This is a genomic window from Pseudoalteromonas sp. MT33b (genome assembly GCF_014117385.1).
GTDB classification, from domain to species: domain Bacteria; phylum Pseudomonadota; class Gammaproteobacteria; order Enterobacterales; family Alteromonadaceae; genus Pseudoalteromonas; species Pseudoalteromonas lipolytica.
Genome location: NZ_CP059832.1, coordinates 781,734 through 801,240, shown reverse-complemented (window position 1 = coordinate 801,240; position 19,507 = coordinate 781,734). Strand labels below are relative to the sequence as shown.

Genomic DNA, 19,507 nt, shown 5'->3' with positions numbered 1-19,507 from the left:
TAAAAAGTTGGTTGCTCTTCTTTTTCCATACTCACAAAACGAGTGATTGGGTCGTTATTTTAACTATGCAAGCGCTCAAACCATAACAATAGAAGAATGTTTCAATATTACTCAAATAAATGATTACTCTAATAAATAATTAGTCAAAAAAGTGATATGAAATTTTCCTACTCCCCCTCGTTAAATGACCCCCCTCTTAAAAAACAAAAGAGCTGGCTTTGAGACTATATAAGCGAAAGGATCTGCTGATAACTGGCTTCCCAATCAAGGTAATTAACTGGGATTACATGGTACTCCCCTTTATTTTCTAGCACTAAAGAAGGAAAGCCTTGGATTGGCAGTGAACGCGCTGCGTTTATTTCAGCCATTAATAACGCATTTATCGCGTCACTTTGAATATCTTTAATAAAGACTGTTTTATCTAAGCCTATTTGCTCTGCGAGATTAGCAAGGGAGCTTATGTCAGATGGGTTTTGTGCGTTTAAGTAGTAGGCTTTTTGAATGGCAAAGAGCATTTCGAGCTCTTTATTGTGTTGCCTTGCAACAAGCACCGCACGACATGCTGGATAGGTAGAGCGGCGTGGTTGAGCGGTATGCCAAAAATCATGATTAAATTTCGTACCAAGCTGCTGCTCAATTCGATGCCATGTTTGCTGTAAAAATTGCTGCATGTCTAAAGGCATTGGCTCATCGCTATCAGGTGCAAGCCCCCCTACTTTATACTCAATGCTGAGTTTATCGGTTAACGCAGCCTGCAGTTTTAACCACGTTTCTCTGTACCCCCAACACCAACTGCACATTGGGTCGTAAACATATATTAATCTGGCCATTTACTCGTCTTCTTGTTTATTGGATACAACAGTATTGCGCCCTGCCATTTTAGCCTTGTAAAGATTATCATCGGCTTGCTTAACAGCCTTACTAAACTGACTGGTGTGATTTAAGCTCGCGATACCAATACTACAGGTAATAGACACGGCCATTCCCACATCATAAGCTATGCGCTTATCGGCAACATGGGCACATAATTTTTCAGCAACGCGATGGGCTGTTTTGAGCTCGGTATTGGGTAATAAAATTATAAATTCTTCTCCCCCATAGCGTGCTTTTATATCGGTCGTGCGTAGCTTATCGAAAAGCATAGACGTAAAGGCAATCAAAACCTGATCGCCAAAATCATGGCCGTAGGTATCATTAACTAATTTAAAGTTATCTAGATCAATTAACAATATCGACATGGGTAAATAACTTTGTGCATCCGATTCTAAGCGTGGACAAATATGCTCATAAATATAGCGACGATTGGCAAGCCCGGTGAGTGGGTCGGTTAAAGCGTCACGCTTTTCAATAAGGGTAATATCAGCAATTTTTTGATGGCTTTTTTGACGGAAAAATTCACTGATCCCAGAGAACAAAATAACCAATGTGAACGAGGCCAAAAATCGTGTCATTTCAACATGACCATAGCTTACCTGACCAACATCAGCACCAAACAACAAAAGTGTAGTGCTTAAGTACATAATGGCCACAAATACACTACCCACTTTAAGCCCTAGCGTTACATAGGCAACAACCGGATAAAACATTAGCCAATACAATGCTGTATTTTCTTTACCTCCGGTATACACCAGTGAGATACACAACAGCATAATAATTAATAAGATAATGCAGGCGATTGCAGTGAGATTTCCCGTTCGAAAGTAATAAAGCAAACACCCGACGATGTCTATATCGCTTATTAGCAGCATCACTGTAAGCGGTAAGGCATACACCTGATAGTTCAAAATGAGTAATGTGGTAATTAATGCTATGGCAAAAAAGGCCATGGTAAATAACGTGAAGGCACGGCGTTGTTTGTCCGCCGTGTCGACACTTTTTAAGGTAATGGCACTAAGCCAGTTTTGATCCAAAAGTGAGAATACCTTTATACTTTAAACTTCAGAACGAGCTTTTCAAGTTCATAAAACTGCTCTTTAAGTTTAGTGCACTCATTGAGGGTATTGTTTAAGTTACTTTGCCCTTGGTTAGACAACTCACTAATTGAATGAATATCACTATCTAAGCTTTGAATAACATGATTTTGCTCGGTTGTTGCATTTGCAACACTGTGATTTACTTCATCTATTGACTCAATTGCCTGTGTAACCTCGGCCATTTTGTCACCCGCAATATGCGCTTGTTCAACGCTTTTCTCGCTGTCTTTAATACTGGCAGTCATTACTTCAACTGCTGACGCCGAGCCCTGTTGTAACTGCGTTATGGTGTCTTCGATCTCTTGTGTTGATTGTTGTGTACGATGAGCAAGCTGACGTACTTCGTCTGCAACAACGGCAAACCCTCGACCCGCTTCACCCGCTCGGGCAGCCTCTATTGCGGCATTTAAAGCAAGTAGATTTGTTTGCTCGCTTACCCCTTTAATCACTTCGAGTACTTGGCCGATACTGACCGTATGAGCATCTAAGCTGTTAATGGTTTTTTGTGCTTGCTCCATATTACGTGACAGTGCATTAATTGCATTTAAGTTGTCTGCGAGTGCAGACTGACTTTGCAGCGATTGGCTATTTGCACTTGTCGCTAATTTAGAGGCATTACTAGCACTGTTTGATATCTCTACTGCACTTGAAGTTAACTCATTAATTGCCGTAGCCACATTATCTGTACGCTTTGTTTGATCAGCGTACATAGCGAGTGTGCCTTGAGTTTGATTTACTAAGCTTTCAACTAATCGCTCCAGCTCAACCGTGGTACTTTTTACTTGTTCAATTGAGCTATGAATTTTTTCTATAAAGGCATTAAAGTAATGACTCAATTCGCCAAATTCATCGTTATTCTCGATTTCAAGACGACGTGTTAAATCCCCCTCGCCTTGAGCAATGTCTTTAATTGCATCGCTTAAGCGCTGCATTGGGCGCATTAAATAACGCAATAAAAATTGCATCATCAGTACAATCGCAACAATCCCAATAAGCATGTAAACAGCCGCCATGTTTCTAAATGACGCCACTGACGAATACGCTATCTCTTCGTTGATCACCACACCTAAGTACCAATCAACATTCTTAATGCCTTTTATTTTAGTAAACGAGACTAGCTTATCTGAGCCCGCAACTTGCACTTCAACAAACTCTGACTGTAAAGACAGATTTTTGCCAAACAGGTCACGCATATTTTTATCATTATATTTCGTGTCTGGATGACTTAAAATACGTCCTTCACTATCCAGTAAAAAGCCATAACCAAACCCTAAAAAGTCAATTTCGTTAACGATTTTAGTGATGGTTTTCATATCGATATCAGCGCCAGCAACCCCACTAAATACACCATTTGATTGCATTGGCGCGACAGCCGAAATAGTTAATTCGTTTGTGGTTACATCAATATATGGCGCGGTGAAAGCCGTATTCGTTTTGTTTTCAACAAGCTTATACCAAGGGCGTGTTGTTGCGTCGTAGTCTGGCGGTAATACAACAGATTGATCATTAAGTACAAACGTTCCATCTGAAATACCAATGTACGTATTTTTAAAATTGCCCGCTTTGTCTGCCGTTCTAAGCTGGGTTAAGGTCAATGCTTTGCTATCACCTAATTGGTAGGTATCCGCCACAGAAGATACGATGGCTAGTTTGGCATTAAGCCAGTTAGCAATATTTTGTGACACCGATTGAGAGATCTCTTGCAGAACTAAAGATAGCTGCTCCTGCGTTTGGCTTCGCATTGAGATAAAATTATTAATTGTGAATAAACCCAGCACTATCACTAATACTAATGACGCAGCTACGGTGACTTTGGTGGTAAATTTAAGCGTGCTTTGCATGGCAACCCTATTTGTTGTTATTTTTCGTTGTTAGCCGTTTATTTTTAACAAAATAAAATCACTTTGTCTTATAAATTTAGCTTAAAACCATAAAAACGTCGCTTTTTAAAACCACTTCTTCACGAAAATCGATTACTTTCTGTGTACTCATAATGAAAACCAAACATCAAATTGCAACAGCACAGTTCAGCACCTTTATTGGAACGTTCCTACGTTGTGAGTGTTCACGTATCACTGAATACGTATTCATAAAGTCATGCGGCTAAGTTAATCAGGCATAAAAAAACCCCGCGTCTCAAACGCGGGGTTTTTATTAAAAAGAGGCCGCTTTAACCTATTCGTTTTTTCCACGTGTCGGCAAGACGCACAACATTCAAGCCATACCAGGCAATAAACGCATAGCAAATCACTGGAACGAAGAAGCTTTGTTGAATACTAACGGTATCGGCAACAACACCTTGCACTAAAGGCACAAGCGCTCCACCAACAATAGCTAAACATAACCAACCAGAGCCTTTACTCGTTAATGAACCTAGGCTTTCAATGGCAACTGAAAATATGGTTGGGAACATAATTGAGTTAAATAAACCAATCGCCAACACAGAGTACAGTGCCACATTACCTTCTGTGAAAATTGTAACAAGTAACAATACAATAACCATCATGGCGTTAAAGAACAGCGCTTTAGAAGGGGCTATTTTTTGCAATGCCGCAGAACCGATAAAGCGGCCCACCATCGCACCACCCCAGTAGTACGCAATCAAACTTGCGGCTGCATGCTCTTCAAGCCCCGCAATATGTGCTTCACCAAAGTAATTAACTAAGAAACTACCAATTGAAACCTCTGCACCCACGTAACAAAAAATTCCCACGACTCCCATAATTAAATGAGGGGCTTCTTTTAGGCTATGATTTTTTGCTTTGCAGTCTTGCTCTTCTGTGTGCTCGGCAATGACAGGTAATTTAAAGAACGCAAATACCACAGCAATCGTTAACAGCGCTGCTGCTAGCATTAAATATGGAACCTTAACAGACTCAGCCGTTGCAGCGTTTGCCGCCAATGAGCCCGCGGTACCAAAAAATAAGATCCCCCCAACATAAGGGCCAACCGTTGTGCCTAATGAATTGAGCGCTTGCGCAAGGTTTAAGCGAGATGATGCTGTTTTCTCAGGTCCCAATGCGACAACATAAGGGTTTGCTGATACTTGTAACACTGTAATGCCTGCAGCTAGTACAAAAAGCGCACCTAAAAATAGCCAATACTCATGCACTACAACAGCAGGGTAAAACAACATACAGCCAATTGACGCAACGATTAAACCGGTTAGAACCCCGTTCTTATAACCCAATTTTTTCACCAACATACCGGCTGGTAACGACACTATAAAGTAGGCGCCAAAAAAGCAAAACTGTACCAGCATTGCTTCGGTATAGGTTAAATCAAAGACGCCTTTTAAGCGCGGGATCAACACATCATTTAAAACTGTAATAAAACCCCATAAAAAGAACAGGGTCGTCATTGCCGTTAAGGGAAGCAGGTAGTTTTTATTTTGCTGCGACCCCTCAGCGACAAACGATTGGTTTGTATTAATTTCACTCACGTGGTTTTCACTCCGTTAACAAGTTACGCTTGATTCTACACATTGAAGTAAAAATAGCACAAAGATTTAATAGGAACGTTCCAAAATATTTATTTCCTGCTATAGTTGCTTTAATCAAGAAAACCACCGGAGGCAGCATGCATACTGTCGATTTTAAAAGCCCTGATTTCTTAAAGCAGCACATAAAAGACACGCTCGCTTTTTATCATCCGCATTGTGTTGATAATTCAGCAAATGGTTGCGGTGGCTTCTATCAATTTTTTAAAGATGACGGTCAGATTTATGACAAAGAAACCCGTCATTTGGTGTCCAGTACTCGCTTTGTTTTTAATTATGCAATGGCCTATTTGCATTTTAAAGAGCCTGAATACCTCAGACTAACACACCATGGCTTAGCCCACCTTGAGCGTGTGCATAAGCAAAAATCTGGGGGGTATGCGTGGCTGTTAAAACAAACCAACGAAGGCAAGGTCACCATTTTAGATGACACGAATCATTGCTATGGTCTTGCGTTTGTATTGCTTGCAAATGCAGTCGCATTAAAAGCTGGCATCAGCGAGTGTGAAAATACCATTTCGCAAGTATGGAATTTACTTGAAACCCATTATTTTGATGCCAAAAATAATGCCTATTTAGACGAATACACTGCCGATTTTAGTCAAGCCGACACTTACCGCGGTCAAAATGCCAATATGCACCTATGCGAAGCACTTTTGATGTGTTTTGAAGCCACTAATCAGCACCACTATTTAGACCGCGCGCTGCTGTTAGCACAGACATTCACACTAAAGTTGGCGGCAAAAAGTCAGTATTTTGTATGGGAGCATTACCATCAAGATTGGCAGCTCGACTTTGATTACAATAAAGATGACCCTCGCCATTTATTTAGACCGTGGGGGTTTCAACCAGGCCACCAAACTGAATGGGCTAAACTGTTACTGATTTTAAATCGCCATGTTGAATTACCTTGGCTAGTTGAGCGAGCTAAAACGTTATTTGATGACACATTGGCTATTGCATGGGATAACGAGCACGGCGGTATTTTTTATGGTTTTGCGCCAGATAAACAGATTTGCGACAGCGATAAATACTTTTGGGTTCAGGCCGAATCATTGGCCGCTGCCGCCCTACTCGCTGATGCTACACACGATGATACATATTGGCTTTGGTATGAGAAAATTTGGCAATACAGTTGGCAACATATGGTAGATCATCAGTATGGGGCATGGTTTAGAATTTTATCAGCAAACAATCAGGCATACAGTGACGAAAAATCACCTGCGGGAAAAACCGATTACCACACAATGGGTGCCTGCTACGAAGTATTAAAAGTAATAACATTGAGGAATACATAATGAGCTTAGTGTGTTTTGGCGAAGCGCTAATTGACTTTTTGTCTGACGGCAAACAGCCTGAATCATTTACCAAATATGCAGGTGGTGCGCCTGCTAACGTGGCTGTTGCAGCAGCAAAGCTAGGATTAAAAACCAGTTTTTGTGGCATGCTTGGCGATGATATGTTTGGACACTTTATAAAAGATGAGCTGGCACAGCATGGCGTTAACACCGATTATTGCCAATTTACCGATGCCGCTAAAACAGCACTCGCCTTTGTTTCACTAGATGAAAGCGGCGAACGTTCATTTAGCTTTTATCGCCCACCCGCGGCCGATTTACTTTATCGGGTAGATGACTTTAACAGTTCGATGTTTGCTGAACATGCCATTATGCATGTATGTAGTAACAGCCTTACTGAGCACAACATCTATCAAACAACAATTTACGGCCTTACTCAGGCGAAAAAAGCCGGTGCAATTTGTAGTTTTGACATGAATCTGCGCGAAAACCTGTGGCCAAGCATGCGCCATACGCTAGATAGAATGTGGCATGTTATCTCTTTGTCAGATATCGTAAAACTTTCATTTGAAGAACTTGAGTTTCTAAATCAAAAAAGTCATCAGGCAATGCCACTTGAACATACCATTGATACCATTTTAAAGGCAGGTGTAACCTGTTTGCTCGTTACCAATGGCGGTGAAGCAATTAACGTTTATCACGCTGATTTTAAAGGCCAAGTAAGCCCACCAGCCACCAACGTTGTTGATACCACTGCCGCAGGCGATGCCTTTATTGGTGGTATGCTGTCAAAGATTGGCCAGCACTGTGAAAATAAGCAACGTTTTAAAGAGTTTTGCCAAACGCAAAGCAATATCGAAGAGACGATTGCTTACGCCGCCAAAGCGGGCGCTTTTGCAGTGAGTCGCTATGGCGCATTTGCGTCATTGCCAAGTGCAGCAGACTTAGCCTAAATTAACAGTGAACACGGCAATCACACATGCCGTGTTCATTTTCTTCGTTACAACTTTGACTCTTCATTCGAGCATTTGTCTATAATCGGTAAATACCTAAGCACTTTCATTTGCGGATCAATAACAACATGGTCTCCTTGCTGAATAGCAATATTTATACGACCCTCTTTAGGGTAATAGGTGTTCGACTCTCCATTAATTTCCACAGGGATCGGCATCGGAAACTTATTCCCTTTTAACGAGGCTGTATTCCAACTTAACGAAATGTTATGTGGTGTTTGTGTTACTTCAAGCTCAGGTAATTCAGCCTGCTTTAGATACACATCAAAAAACCATTGATAGTCTTTACCTGTTAAACGATTAACAATGCTAATAAACTCGTCGGTGTTGCGATAACGAGGCGCAATTGGGTAGGTTAACGATGCGGTGTTATTCACACCGTAAAGCAGCTCTCGTGTTGCTTGCCAAAATACGTCTTCACCCACAAGCCAGCGAAGAGTATGCAGTGTCCAGCCACCCTTACCATAAATATCAGAGTTAAACGCTTGGTCAGATGTAATTTGACCTTCAAGCACAACTGGCGCACAGTTTTTAAGACCTAAATAGGCTTTATACATACTGTGATTGTAGGCTGCGTCACCAAATTTATATAAGCTGTAACTGGGTTGCATATAAAAACCAAACCCCTCATGAAGCCATGCATCATTAAGCTTTTCGTGGGTCATTAAATTGCCAAACCATTCATGGGCAAGCTCATGCTGTAATAACCAATCATATCCATTGGGATCACGCGCATACTTTTTGCCATACGCATTGACTGTTTGATGCTCCATGCCTAAGTGTGGCGTTTCAACAAAGCCTAACTTTTCACCGCCCCAAGGATAGGGTCCGAGCATTTTCTCAAAAAACGTCACCTGCTGGCGTAAATCATTGTCGATAAGCTCGCGTGCTTTTTGCTCATTTTGTGTGAGAGACCAAAACTCAATAGGCACCGTCGCGCCATTCACACTGGTATACTCTGTTTTAATACGCGTATAGGGCCCAATATTAATCGCAATATTGTAATCACTTGCTGGCACCGATAATAACCAATCGAATTGTTGCTTATTATCACTCAGTTGCGTGATATTTTGCAGTACACCATTACTCACTGCACTTAAACCATTTGGCACAGTTAAACGAATACGCATGCTATCGGCTTTGTCTGCAAAATGATCTTTGCAAGGCCAGAACAAGTCACACCCTTCCCCTTGCACTGCCGTTGCAATCCATGGCTCACCCGATTCGGTTTGTGAAAAAACAAAACCCCCATCCCATGGTGCATTTTTAGCAATGTGTGGTTGCCCTTCATAAGCAACGGACACAGTAGCGACACTCCCTGGCGCTTTTTGTTCACCTAAATCAATGGTGATCACACCTTGATTTCGTTTAAAGTTAAGTGGCTTATCTTGTGAGGTAATCGCGGTAATAGTAAATCGGCTATCCAGTTTAAGTTCGACAAACTGAGTGGGTGCTAAAATTGTAAAGTCGGTTTTTGATAGCCCCTTTAATCGTTTCTTATTTGGTATGACTTCAAGTGCTAAATCGTAATGTGTTACATCAGTCTTAATAGCAATCTCTGATAGCGCTTGTCCTGTGTCACCAATAACAGGGTCTAGGGGTAATGGGTTTGTACTGCACCCCACTAAAATTGCACTTATAACAGCAGCAGCTGTTGATTTAATTAAATTAATACCCTGCAAAACACCTTCTCCATTCATTATTTTTATTATTTCTTTTATCGCATAGCTTTACAGGTAATACAGCGATTTGCGTTGAATTACCCTGTTACAAAAATCTTATCATTGTTGATTAAGCAAATATGGTGAAGGGTTTGTAATCATGGTATGTTTTTTAACTAATTAAAGAAAAAGGAATTCAAGCTATGAATAATAAGCTTCTTGCTGTTGGTGCTGTTGCAATTGTTGCAGGTGCGGTGTTGTATTCACAAAATAAAGCCAGTGTTGATGTAGATTTACCTGAGCTTGCCTATGTGCCAGCAGATACTGCCGTGTTTTACGGCCAATTAAAGCCATTCCCGTATAGCAAATACTTTGCACTTATGCCTGATGCAATGAAAGGCACCAACGACTTCACCCCTATTATTGCTGAGCTAAAACAAACCAGCGATCCAAACGCTGTGTTTCTTGCTTCGTTAATGGAAAAGTATCAACAGTCTTTAAGCTCTTATGATGCGTTTAAATCAATGTGGGGGTTTGGCGATGACTATAAAGGAATGATGTATGCGCAAGGTTTAATGCCAATTGTTCGTTTTGAAGTCGCTGACCAAAGCAGTATTATTAATAGCATTAAGCAATCTGCCGACGAAGCAGGTATTGCTTACACAAGCGAAACACTTGATGGTGTAGACTACACACGGTTTAACATTAGCCTTGAAGGCTTAGATAATATCGACCTGATTGCGTCGACGCATAACAACTGGGCGACATTAACTCTAGCAACCCCTCTTTCGAACAATCAAGACTTACGCATTGCCCTTGGAATAGAAAAACCAGCTAAGTCACTCGCTGATACTAAAAAGCTGCCTGAGTTAATTAGCACTTTTTCACTTGATGGCAACTCAGTTGGCTATGTTGATCACCAACATATTGCCAATGCAATTACGGGTAAAGAAGACTCGCGTTTGCACCAAATGCTCACAGAACTTCTCAACAAAGCCCAGCAAGCCAATGCATTAGACGCAATTTCAACACCCGAGTGTCAAGCTGATATCGCTTACATTGCTCAAAAATGGCCCGCAACCGTATCGGGTACCACAAAATCGCGTATTACAGCTGATTATGCCGATTTCGATGTTAAAGCCGTATTACAAAGTACCGACCAAGACTTACTAAATACTCTGCAGGCCGTGCGTGGCTTTGTGCCAAAACACACCACGCAGCTTGATGGTCAAATGCTCAGTGTTGCTTACGGGATTGATGTTGCAAAAGTACTGCCACTCGCCAATACATTGACTGGCGCATTGAAGTCAGCCGAATTTAACTGTGGCCCGATTGTCGCTCTACAAAATGAAATGCGTGATGTCAGCACTGCAGGGCTTGCTATGGTCTCGGGTTTTGCAAATGGCGTTCAAGGAATGAGTTTAAGCGTACAAGATGCCAAATTTACGCTTGATGACACTCAAGGCCCACAAGTTGAAAGCCTCGATGCTCTAGTGACTTTATCAGCCACTGATGCACACGGTTTATATTCAATTGCGCAGGGGTTTGTTCCACCACTTGCAAATATAAAACTGCCGGCCAATGGTGATGCTGTAGTCATTAATGAATATATTCCTTCGCCTGTCCCGCTTAATTTTGACATTAAAATGGCGATGAAAGGTAATCACATCGTGATTTTTACGGGTGATCAATCTGCACGTATTGCAAACGAATTAGACGCGCAAAGTGTCACAAAAAATGGGTTTGTGAATATGGCGTTTGATATCCAAAAAATCCTTTTACCGTTACTTGATACGATTGCTGCAACAGGTCAGTTAACCAATGAAGAAATGGCTGAACTTGAAGCCCTGCGTGACCAACCCGTAGGTGTCTATTTTGCCACAGACATTACTGACAACGGCATAGGACTTGAAAGTAACGTGCAAATTACTAAAAAGTAATCGCTTAAACTGATAAATGAGAAGAGCGCATTAGCGCTCTTTTTGTTGCTGCCATTTTAAAGAGTTATTAGTATCGCGGCTGCTAAAAATAGTCGTGTCTGAGCTTTCAATGCCACCCAGTTTGGCTAACCTGTCATACAGCACAACATTACACGTAGCAGCTAAATTCATGCAGCCAATGGTAGGCACATAAACCACTTCATCACACCATGTCAGCACGTCTTTACTGACCGAACCATCTTCGGGGCCAAACACATAAAACGCATTTTCTGGGTGCTTAAATTCGGGTAATGGCGTGGCGCCTTCTACAAGCTCTATCACTACCGTTGTTGCGCCTTCTGGCTTCGCTTGCTCAAGGCTTTCAACTTGCGTCAGTGGGATATGCTCAAGCACATTTTTGGTATCAGTGTGGTACTTATTCGCACGCAGATAACGGCTGCCGGTAAAAAAAACCTGCTGGGCGTCGTAACATCCTGCGGCGCGTAATACACCGCCAACGTTGGTTGGGCTTTTGGGGTTTATAAGGCCAATCGATGCTTTTAGCGTAGTCATTAATCGATGTCCATGGTTGGCCATTCAGCAACATATAAATCAAAGTCGTCGAGGTCAACATGACAGTCTTTTATCGTTTTATCACGCACCGAAATACCTAATTGGTGCATCATTTCTTTGCTACCACCATGGAGCAGTGGGTGCCAAGACGCAAGACCACGGCCTTCATGCAAACGACGGTAGCTGCAACTTTGTGGCATAAAGAAGATATCTTTTAGGTTTTCTTTGGTGAGCTTAACACATGAAGGCACGAGAGTTTGACGATTAGCATACTCACTACAGCCACAGCTATCGTTATCAAGGTATTGGCATACGATATTCGTGAAAATAAGCTCTTCACCTTCGCGAAGTTGATCTGTTGCGGCGAATTCATCTTCGTCTTCGCTGTCAATAAATGTGTTTAAACAACATTTACCACAGCCGTCACAAATGGCTTCCCACTCTTCTCGTGACATTTGCTCAAGCGAGCGCTTAAGCCAAAATTTATCTTCTAACATGGTATTACTCAAAGCCCCTAACAGCGCGCATTCTAGCTTAAAGCCAGCATGCGCGCAAAGTTTAGAGTGCTAGAGCTATTACTTTTGCTCGCTAACCCAACGCTTAATTTTCTCTTCAAGAATCGGCATCGGTAATGCACCATCGATCAGAATTTGCGTGTGGAACGCTTTAATATCGAACTTATCACCCAGTTCTTTCTTACAATAATCGCGTAGTTCTTGAATTTTAAACTGACCTAACTTGTAAGACAGTGCTTGGCCTGGCCATGCGATATAGCGCTCAACCTCAGCGATAATATCACTTTCAGCCATCGACGAATTCGCAAGCATGTAATCAATACCTTGCTGACGAGTCCAGCCTTTTGCGTGGAAACCCGTGTCGAGTACTAAGCGCATTGCTCGCAGTTGTTCGTCAGATAAACGGCCATACCACATGTAAGGGTCGGTAAATAAACCTAACTCTTTACCTAGGCTTTCTGCATAAAGTGCCCAGCCCTCAGCAAACACGGTGTACCCACCAAATTTACGAAACAGCGGTAAGCCTTCAATTTCTTGTTGTAGCGCAATTTGGAAATGATGTCCTGGTGCCGCTTCATGAATTGATAAGGTTTCAAGTAAAAACTTAGGCTGTGCTTTTAAGTTAAACGTATTGATGTAAAAAATACCCGGACGTGAGCCATCTGGCGCAGGTGATTGATACGATGCCCCCGCAGCAGATTCTGCGCGGAAATCTTCAACGGCTTTTACAACGTAAGGCGCTTTCGGCGCAATATCAAACATTTGCGGCAGCTTTGCGTCAATTTTTTCTTTCACTTCTTCATAAGCCGCAATCAGCGCTTCTGGGGTGTCGTAGTAAAACTCATCAGAGGTTCGAAGGTGTTCAAAAAACGCTTTTAAATCCCCTTTAAAACCAACGGTTTCTTTTACTTTTTTCATCTCAGTTAAAATGCGTGATACTTCACTTAAACCAATGTCATGAATTTCATCAGCGTTTAGGCTCAGTGTTGTATGCTGCTTAATTTGATACTCATACCATGCTTTACCATTTGGTAAGTCGCTGTAACCAATACTTTCTCGTGCGTTTGGAATATACTCGTTCGCTAAGAAATCAGCCATTTTTTGATACGCAGGCACTAAACGCTCACTGATCATCGCGGTGTATGCACTTGTCAGCTCTGCTTTTTGTTCGTCGCTGAATGACTCAGGTAACTGAGCAATCGGCCCCCAGAATAATGACTCTTCTGGTTTTTCTACGATATGTGTTTGAAATTGAGGTAATAGTTTTTCAGCAAGCGGTTTAGGAAGTACCACCTTGTCTTTCATGCCTTGGCGCATTGATTGCTCAACGCTCTCTAACCAAGCGATAAAGCCATCTGCACGTTTTTCAAATGCTTTATAGTCTTCAACGGTATTAAAAGGCTGTGCGCTTTGCCCAGACCCTAACGCGGCAAAAGTGTTATGCGCGCCGCCCATTTGATTTATGGGCATTAAGTGACTTGGGAATTGTGACCCTTCAATAGCCAAATCCAAGTCTCGAGCGAGTATTTCATAGCTTAGTAAAGACTGGCCTGTTAATTGTGCCTTATCAATATTTGCCAGTTTGTTTTTATATTCTTTAATGAAGTTAAGCTGCTCATTGCGATTGGCTTCATTGATCGGAGCAATAAAATCGTCGTTAAACTCGTTTCGGCCAATATAAGTGCCACCAATCGGGTTGAATTGTAAACCGTCTTCAAAATAATTGGTCAGTAATGTATCCAGCTGTGCGCTGGCTGATTCTGTTTTTACAGATGGTTGTGCTGCTGTTGTAGGTGTTGTTTCGCTTTTTGGCGTTGATTCATTACAACCCATTAATGCGAGCATCACTGCTGAACTAAGTAGTGCTAATTTTATGTTTTTCATTCTTTCCCTGCCCTTAAATTAAGTACCCGTAAATTATGCGGGTTTAGCGCCCTGTTTAGCAAGTATCGCTGCAACTTATCGCACTTTATTTACACACACTAACGTGATTGGTAAAGTGAAACTTCGACTTACCAATATTGAATAAAAATGAAAAAAACAGTTCTCGCGATTAGCTTAGGTTTTGCCTGCTTAGCCTCTGTAAATACCTACGCCACAACCTACGTATCGGCAAAAGCCATGGTCGATGTAAATTCAGGAAAATTGATTAAATCACCACTAATCAGTATAGAAAACGGTCAGATAACGGCTGTACAGACGAATACACAGCCTAGCTTAAAAGATGGCGATAAGCATATTCAATTATTAGATCTTACACTTGTGCCTGGTTTAATGGACATGCATGTACATTTGACCAGCGACCCTACAGTGCCTCGTAGTGCACGAATTGGTCAATCTGTGCCGCGCAAAGCGATTAAAGCCGCCCATTTTGCCGAAAAAACACTGTATGCTGGTTTTACTTCATTACGTAATTTAGGCGCAGAAGGGTATAGCGTTATTGCGGTGCGCGACGGTATTAACGAAGGTGATATTGTCGGACCACGTATTTGGGCTGCGGGCCCATCACTCGGGGTTACTGGCGGCCATTGTGATAACAACCGTTTACCACCTGAAATGAAATACACCGCAGAAGGTGTTGCAGATGGTCCTTGGTCTGCCCGTGCTAAGGTACGTGAAAACATTAAATACGGTGCGAATGCCATTAAATTTTGTGCCACAGGTGGTGTTTTCTCTAAAGGTACTAAAGTGGGTATTCAGCAATATACGCAAGATGAAATGAATGCAATTGTTGATGAAGCTCATTTGCGCGGTTTAACCGTAGCTGCCCATGCTCACGGCACCAGTGGTATTAAAGCTGCCATTGTAGCGGGTGTTGATAGTGTAGAACACGTAAGCTTTGTGGATGACGAAGCAATTAAGCTTGCAAAAAAACACGGTACGTGGTTCTCAATGGATATTTATAATACCGAATACACGCTGACCTTTGGCGAGCAAAACGGTGTTGATGAAGAAAACCTAAATAAAGAGCGTCAAGTATCTAAAAAACAACGTGAGAGCTTTAGTCGCGCCGTTAAAGCGGGTGTGAACATGGTGTTCGGTACCGACGCTGCAATTTACCCACATGGCGATAACGCGAAGCAATTTTCACGTATGGTTGAATTTGGTATGACACCATTGCAAGCACTGCAATCAGCAACCATTAATAGTGCTAAGCTACTGAAAGTTGATGATAAACTTGGCCAAATTAAAAACGGCTTTTTAGCCGATATTATTGCCGTAAAAGGAAATCCTCTTGAAAACATTGCCGTACTTGAAAACGTGCAATTTGTTATGAAAGACGGCATTGTTTATAAGTAATCACCAATTTGCTGGTTTCATTTTATTGAAACCAGCACCTCTCCTTGTTGTTACCAGCAAAAAGTTAACCAAGTATTTATAAGATGTTATTTGATTGTATCTAAACCGATTATTTACCCGTTTTAGATAAATAACACTTGAAATGAAAACCACTCGCATTATCATTACCGAAAATTTTTAACTTCTTTTCTATAATGACAACTTACAAATACTCTGTTTTAACCCTTGCTTGTATCAGCGCTTTTTCAGTTAACGCTAATGATTTAAACGATGTTGAACGGATTACCGTCTACGACAAACAAAATCGCGTGGTGCTCGAGTCTGGTCTTGCGACAAAATCAAACATGACCTTAATGGAAACACCAGCCCCCGTGGTGGTGGTTGATCAAGCGCTTATAAATTCACAAGGCGCCACAAATTTACAAGATTTGGTACGTAACATCAGCGGTGTAACGCAAGCGGGTAATAATTATGGCATTGGTGACAACTTAGTGATCCGTGGTTTAGGCGCAAACTACACCTACGATGGCATGTACGGTGGTGCAGGCCTTGGTAACACCTTTAACCCTACCCGCTCTATGACTAACGTAGAATCGGTTGAAGTACTTAAAGGCCCTGCCACAGGTTTGTATGGAATGGGCAGTGCCGGTGGTGTTATCAACCTTATTGAAAAGAAACCACAATTCACTGAAAAACACACCGTTAGTGCCGAACTTGGCCAATGGGACAGCTATGTGTTGGGCTTTGATAGCACAGCTGCTTTAACGGATAATTTAGCGTACCGAGTGAATGCAAAAACAGCGCGCAGTGACGGCTATCGCGATTTAAAAGATGACCGGGACGAAATTTACGCGGCGTTGAAATATGTGCTTAGCGACAAACAAGACATAATGCTTTCAGGTGCTTATATCAAAGACGCCATTGCTGTTGACTCGATTGGCCACCCTATTCGTATTTTTAACAGTGACTCTGTAAATGGTAAAACGGCTGGCGAAGTCACCGCTGCTGATTTAGTTAACGATGCAACGGCAAAAGGACTGCAACTAACAGATCAGCAACGCCAGCAATTAGCAGATTCACTCGCAGCAAATGATGGCCTAACACCGTATACCTTCGGTCATAATGGCATTATTTCGCCGATGGCCAATGATAACGAAGGCGAAGAACTGCGCTTTAAGTTAACGCATAACTACTTTATTACTGATAATTTATTTTTAAATCAGCAATTACAATACCGAAATTATGAATCAAGTTTTGCGCGTCAAACTGGAGCGTATAACTATGTGTATTGGAATCGTAATGGTGTGATCAATGCCGACCCTCGCGCCCCGTTAGTTGTTGATGACGTGCTTTATCCCTTTGCTGCGCGTCGCCAAGAGTATCGCCAAGTGCAAGCAGACGAAAAATCATGGCAATACTTTGCAGATCTTCGTTATGACTTTAGTTTTGCGGGTATCGATAACGAATTACTCGTTAACGCCAACTACGAAGACCGTGATATTCGTTTCAAACAATACTCTATTTATGATGCCGATCAGGTCATTAAAAATAAACAAGGCGAGGTTATTTACCAAGGCCAACTCCCGTATATTTTTGATATTCGAACGCCAAATTGGGGCGCGGGAAGTTTTGCTGATTACGATCCTCTAAAGACCAGCGATTACAACAAAGAAGTGCAAGCGTGGGGAGTCGGTATTCAGCATGTTGCCTATATTCATGACACCTTTACAACGCGTGTGGGTGTCGCGTTTAATCGCATTAAACAAAGTTATCAGCATTTTGGCGTTGACCCTCGTTACCGTGCAAGCGCCGCAGAGCCAACACCAGAAGCAGATACTTCAGACAGCGGTATGACCTACAACCTAGGTGCGACATATAAACTAAACGACGACATTTCGTTCTTTGTAAATCACTCGAAAGGCCGCACAGCGTATAGCGTGTTAGGTAGTGTAACGGGTAACGAAGCTGACCGTGATGATGCCGAGTCTATCAGTAACGATATTGGCATGCGTGTAAAGGCCTTTGATGATCAACTATTGGCATCATTGGTCATTTTTGACAGTGCCCGTACCAACCTAGAGTATGCAAACCCAGATTATGAAGCCGGCGTGTCTGATGCTTCTATACCAAAGAGCTTTTATGATGGTGAAGAGCAAACAAAAGGTGTTGAGCTTGATTTAAATGCGGATTTAAATGAGCAATGGCAACTTAACATCAATGGTGTCTATCAGGATGCCCGTGATAAGCAGAACCCAAATTCATCAAGCTTTGATTCGCGTCAAAAAGGGGTACCTTATGTCACGGCAAGTAGTTGGTTAAGCTACGATGCTCAGTGGTTTAATTTAGCTCAGCCACTAACGATAAGTGCAGGGATTCAATATGTTGATGACCGCAGTACACATTCAACCTCGTTTGGTATTCCAGATGGTTACGTACCTAGCTACACAGTTTACGACGCCGCAATTCAATACCAAACAGATGAGTGGAAACTACAGTTAAACTTAAACAATTTGTTTAACAAAACGTATTACTCAAAAGCAATGTTCTTAGGTGGTATGCCAGGAGAAGAACGTAATGCTAAATTAACGTTTAGCTATACGTTATAAGTAGTTACCGGTAAAACTAAACAAGCGCGACCCAACGTAGTCGCGCTTGTTTAATAACGGCTCACTCGTTATTAAAACGTCATCACGATACGACCCGTAATATCGCCTTTTAGCATGTCGTCAAAAATCTCATTGATATCTTCGAGGCGTTTTTCTTCAATAATGGCTTTAACTTTGCCTTTTGCGGCAAAGTCGAGACACTCTTGTAAATCTTTACGCGTGCCCACTATTGAGCCAACTACCGATACACCGTTCAGTACCGTATCAAAAATAGGCAATGGCATGTCTTCTGGGGGTAAGCCTACAAGCACGCATTTACCGCCACGGCGCACACTTTTATAAGCTTGCTCAAAACCTGGTTTTGATACCGCAGTACACACTACTCCATGCGCACCACCGACTTGCTCAAAGATAGTCTCGCTTGGTACTTGCTTCATAAAATCAATGGTAATGTCTGCACCGAGTTCTTTGGCAAGATTCAGTTTGCTTTCACCCGTATCAACTGCAATCACATTAAAACCCATTGCTTTTGCATATTGCACGGCTAAATGACCTAAACCGCCCACACCAACAATGGCCACCCAGTCACCGGCTTTAGCACCTGTTACTTTGAGTGCTTTATAGGTTGTGACCCCTGCACAAAACAAAGGTGCTGCTTCTGAAAAACCTAATCCGTCAGGAATTTTAACCACATAATCGCCATGAGCTACACAGTACTCGGCGTAACCACCATCTACCGAATAACCTGTGTTGTGCTGCTCAAGACATAATGTTTCTTTGCCTTCTAAGCAAAACTCACAGTGGCCACAGGCACTGTAAAGCCAAGGCACCCCAACACGGTCACCCACGGCTAAATGTTTAATATTGTCACCCACTTTTTCGATAGTTCCGACCCCTTCGTGACCAGGCACCAATGGCATTTTAGGTTTTACAGGCCAATCCCCATGACATGCATGTAAATCAGTGTGGCACACACCACACGCGGCAATTTTGACAAGTACATCGTTGACACCAATGTCTGGACATGGGATATCTTCGATGCTTAATTTACCTTTGTACTCTTTATTTACTGCGGCTTTCATAACGTTCCTCCATGGTATTATTGGGTTTCAGCGTATACGATAAACAGATTAATTGTCACTGTTATTGA

Annotated in this window: 14 protein-coding genes; 5 read left to right on the top strand and 9 right to left on the bottom strand. The window is 42.1% G+C overall.

The annotated features are described in order from the left end of the window. Positions 1 to 224: 224 nt before the first annotated feature. The 4 genes from H3302_RS19455 to H3302_RS19440 form a co-directional block, all read right to left on the bottom strand. Positions 225 to 830: a DsbA family protein gene (locus H3302_RS19455; protein WP_182396557.1), complete on the bottom strand. Its 606-nt coding sequence runs from the start codon at positions 828 to 830 to the stop codon at positions 225 to 227. Further along, positions 831 to 1,910, bottom strand: a complete 1,080-nt coding sequence (locus H3302_RS19450) for a GGDEF domain-containing protein (protein ID WP_259369910.1) — start codon at positions 1,908 to 1,910, stop codon at positions 831 to 833. Positions 1,911 to 1,924: 14 nt separating this feature from the next. After that, positions 1,925 to 3,814: a methyl-accepting chemotaxis protein gene (locus H3302_RS19445; RefSeq protein ID WP_182396556.1), complete on the bottom strand. Its 1,890-nt coding sequence runs from the start codon at positions 3,812 to 3,814 to the stop codon at positions 1,925 to 1,927. A 329-nt stretch (positions 3,815 to 4,143) separates the two neighbouring features. Beyond that, positions 4,144 to 5,415, bottom strand: coding sequence for a sugar MFS transporter (locus tag H3302_RS19440; protein WP_065979074.1), 1,272 nt, complete (start codon positions 5,413 to 5,415; stop codon positions 4,144 to 4,146). A 137-nt stretch (positions 5,416 to 5,552) separates the two neighbouring features. On the opposite strand from H3302_RS19440, the gene H3302_RS19435 reads away from it, so the two are divergent. After that, positions 5,553 to 6,770, top strand: coding sequence for an AGE family epimerase/isomerase (locus H3302_RS19435; RefSeq protein WP_182396555.1), 1,218 nt, complete (start codon positions 5,553 to 5,555; stop codon positions 6,768 to 6,770). Next, positions 6,770 to 7,723: a carbohydrate kinase gene (locus H3302_RS19430; protein ID WP_036971904.1), complete on the top strand. Its 954-nt coding sequence runs from the start codon at positions 6,770 to 6,772 to the stop codon at positions 7,721 to 7,723. Before H3302_RS19435 ends, H3302_RS19430 begins: the two co-directional genes overlap by 1 nt. Before the next feature lie 47 nt (positions 7,724 to 7,770). Here H3302_RS19430 and H3302_RS19425 read toward each other — a convergent pair whose 3' ends face one another. Then, on the bottom strand, positions 7,771 to 9,465 hold the full coding sequence (locus H3302_RS19425) for a M1 family metallopeptidase (protein WP_259369909.1): 1,695 nt from the start codon (positions 9,463 to 9,465) through the stop codon (positions 7,771 to 7,773). 182 nt (positions 9,466 to 9,647) lie between these two features. Here H3302_RS19425 and H3302_RS19420 point away from each other — a divergent pair, with 182 nt between their 5' ends. Continuing rightward, positions 9,648 to 11,384, top strand: coding sequence for a hypothetical protein (locus tag H3302_RS19420; RefSeq protein WP_182396553.1), 1,737 nt, complete (start codon positions 9,648 to 9,650; stop codon positions 11,382 to 11,384). 30 nt (positions 11,385 to 11,414) lie between these two features. Here the strand turns inward: H3302_RS19420 and H3302_RS19415 are convergent, their stop codons facing one another. The 3 genes from H3302_RS19415 to H3302_RS19405 all read right to left on the bottom strand — a co-directional run bounded on the left by H3302_RS19415 (position 11,415) and on the right by H3302_RS19405 (position 14,335). Then, complete coding sequence (locus tag H3302_RS19415; RefSeq protein WP_036971908.1) at positions 11,415 to 11,936, bottom strand: RNA methyltransferase; 522 nt, start codon at positions 11,934 to 11,936, stop codon at positions 11,415 to 11,417. Further along, complete coding sequence (locus H3302_RS19410; RefSeq protein ID WP_065979069.1) at positions 11,936 to 12,433, bottom strand: YcgN family cysteine cluster protein; 498 nt, start codon at positions 12,431 to 12,433, stop codon at positions 11,936 to 11,938. Before H3302_RS19410 ends, H3302_RS19415 begins: the two co-directional genes overlap by 1 nt. 78 nt (positions 12,434 to 12,511) lie before the next feature. Further along, positions 12,512 to 14,335, bottom strand: coding sequence for a DUF885 family protein (locus H3302_RS19405; protein WP_182396552.1), 1,824 nt, complete (start codon positions 14,333 to 14,335; stop codon positions 12,512 to 12,514). A gap of 147 nt (positions 14,336 to 14,482) precedes the next feature. Between H3302_RS19405 and H3302_RS19400 the strand changes: the two genes are divergently transcribed. Both H3302_RS19400 and H3302_RS19395 read left to right on the top strand, forming a co-directional pair. Next, positions 14,483 to 15,751, top strand: a complete 1,269-nt coding sequence (locus H3302_RS19400) for an amidohydrolase family protein (protein WP_182396551.1) — start codon at positions 14,483 to 14,485, stop codon at positions 15,749 to 15,751. A gap of 194 nt (positions 15,752 to 15,945) precedes the next feature. Then, positions 15,946 to 18,357, top strand: a complete 2,412-nt coding sequence (locus H3302_RS19395) for a TonB-dependent siderophore receptor (RefSeq protein ID WP_182396550.1) — start codon at positions 15,946 to 15,948, stop codon at positions 18,355 to 18,357. A gap of 71 nt (positions 18,358 to 18,428) precedes the next feature. Here the strand turns inward: H3302_RS19395 and adhP are convergent, their stop codons facing one another. Continuing rightward, positions 18,429 to 19,439: an alcohol dehydrogenase AdhP gene (adhP, locus tag H3302_RS19390; protein WP_118844899.1), complete on the bottom strand. Its 1,011-nt coding sequence runs from the start codon at positions 19,437 to 19,439 to the stop codon at positions 18,429 to 18,431. Positions 19,440 to 19,507 lie beyond the last annotated feature (68 nt).

What these genes read in the sequence shown, in the direction of transcription:
- H3302_RS19455 (WP_182396557.1), bottom strand. Translation starts at nt 830, where the DNA reads ATGGCCAGATTAATATATGTTTACGACCCAATGTGCAGTTGGTGTTGG.
- H3302_RS19445 (WP_182396556.1), bottom strand. Translation starts at nt 3,814, where the DNA reads ATGCAAAGCACGCTTAAATTTACCACCAAAGTCACCGTAGCTGCGTCA.
- H3302_RS19435 (WP_182396555.1), top strand. Translation starts at nt 5,553, where the DNA reads ATGCATACTGTCGATTTTAAAAGCCCTGATTTCTTAAAGCAGCACATA.
- H3302_RS19430 (WP_036971904.1), top strand. Translation starts at nt 6,770, where the DNA reads ATGAGCTTAGTGTGTTTTGGCGAAGCGCTAATTGACTTTTTGTCTGAC.
- H3302_RS19420 (WP_182396553.1), top strand. Translation starts at nt 9,648, where the DNA reads ATGAATAATAAGCTTCTTGCTGTTGGTGCTGTTGCAATTGTTGCAGGT.
- H3302_RS19415 (WP_036971908.1), bottom strand. Translation starts at nt 11,936, where the DNA reads ATGACTACGCTAAAAGCATCGATTGGCCTTATAAACCCCAAAAGCCCA.
- H3302_RS19410 (WP_065979069.1), bottom strand. Translation starts at nt 12,433, where the DNA reads ATGTTAGAAGATAAATTTTGGCTTAAGCGCTCGCTTGAGCAAATGTCA.
- H3302_RS19405 (WP_182396552.1), bottom strand. Translation starts at nt 14,335, where the DNA reads ATGAAAAACATAAAATTAGCACTACTTAGTTCAGCAGTGATGCTCGCA.
- H3302_RS19400 (WP_182396551.1), top strand. Translation starts at nt 14,483, where the DNA reads ATGAAAAAAACAGTTCTCGCGATTAGCTTAGGTTTTGCCTGCTTAGCC.
- H3302_RS19395 (WP_182396550.1), top strand. Translation starts at nt 15,946, where the DNA reads ATGACAACTTACAAATACTCTGTTTTAACCCTTGCTTGTATCAGCGCT.
- adhP (WP_118844899.1), bottom strand. Translation starts at nt 19,439, where the DNA reads ATGAAAGCCGCAGTAAATAAAGAGTACAAAGGTAAATTAAGCATCGAA.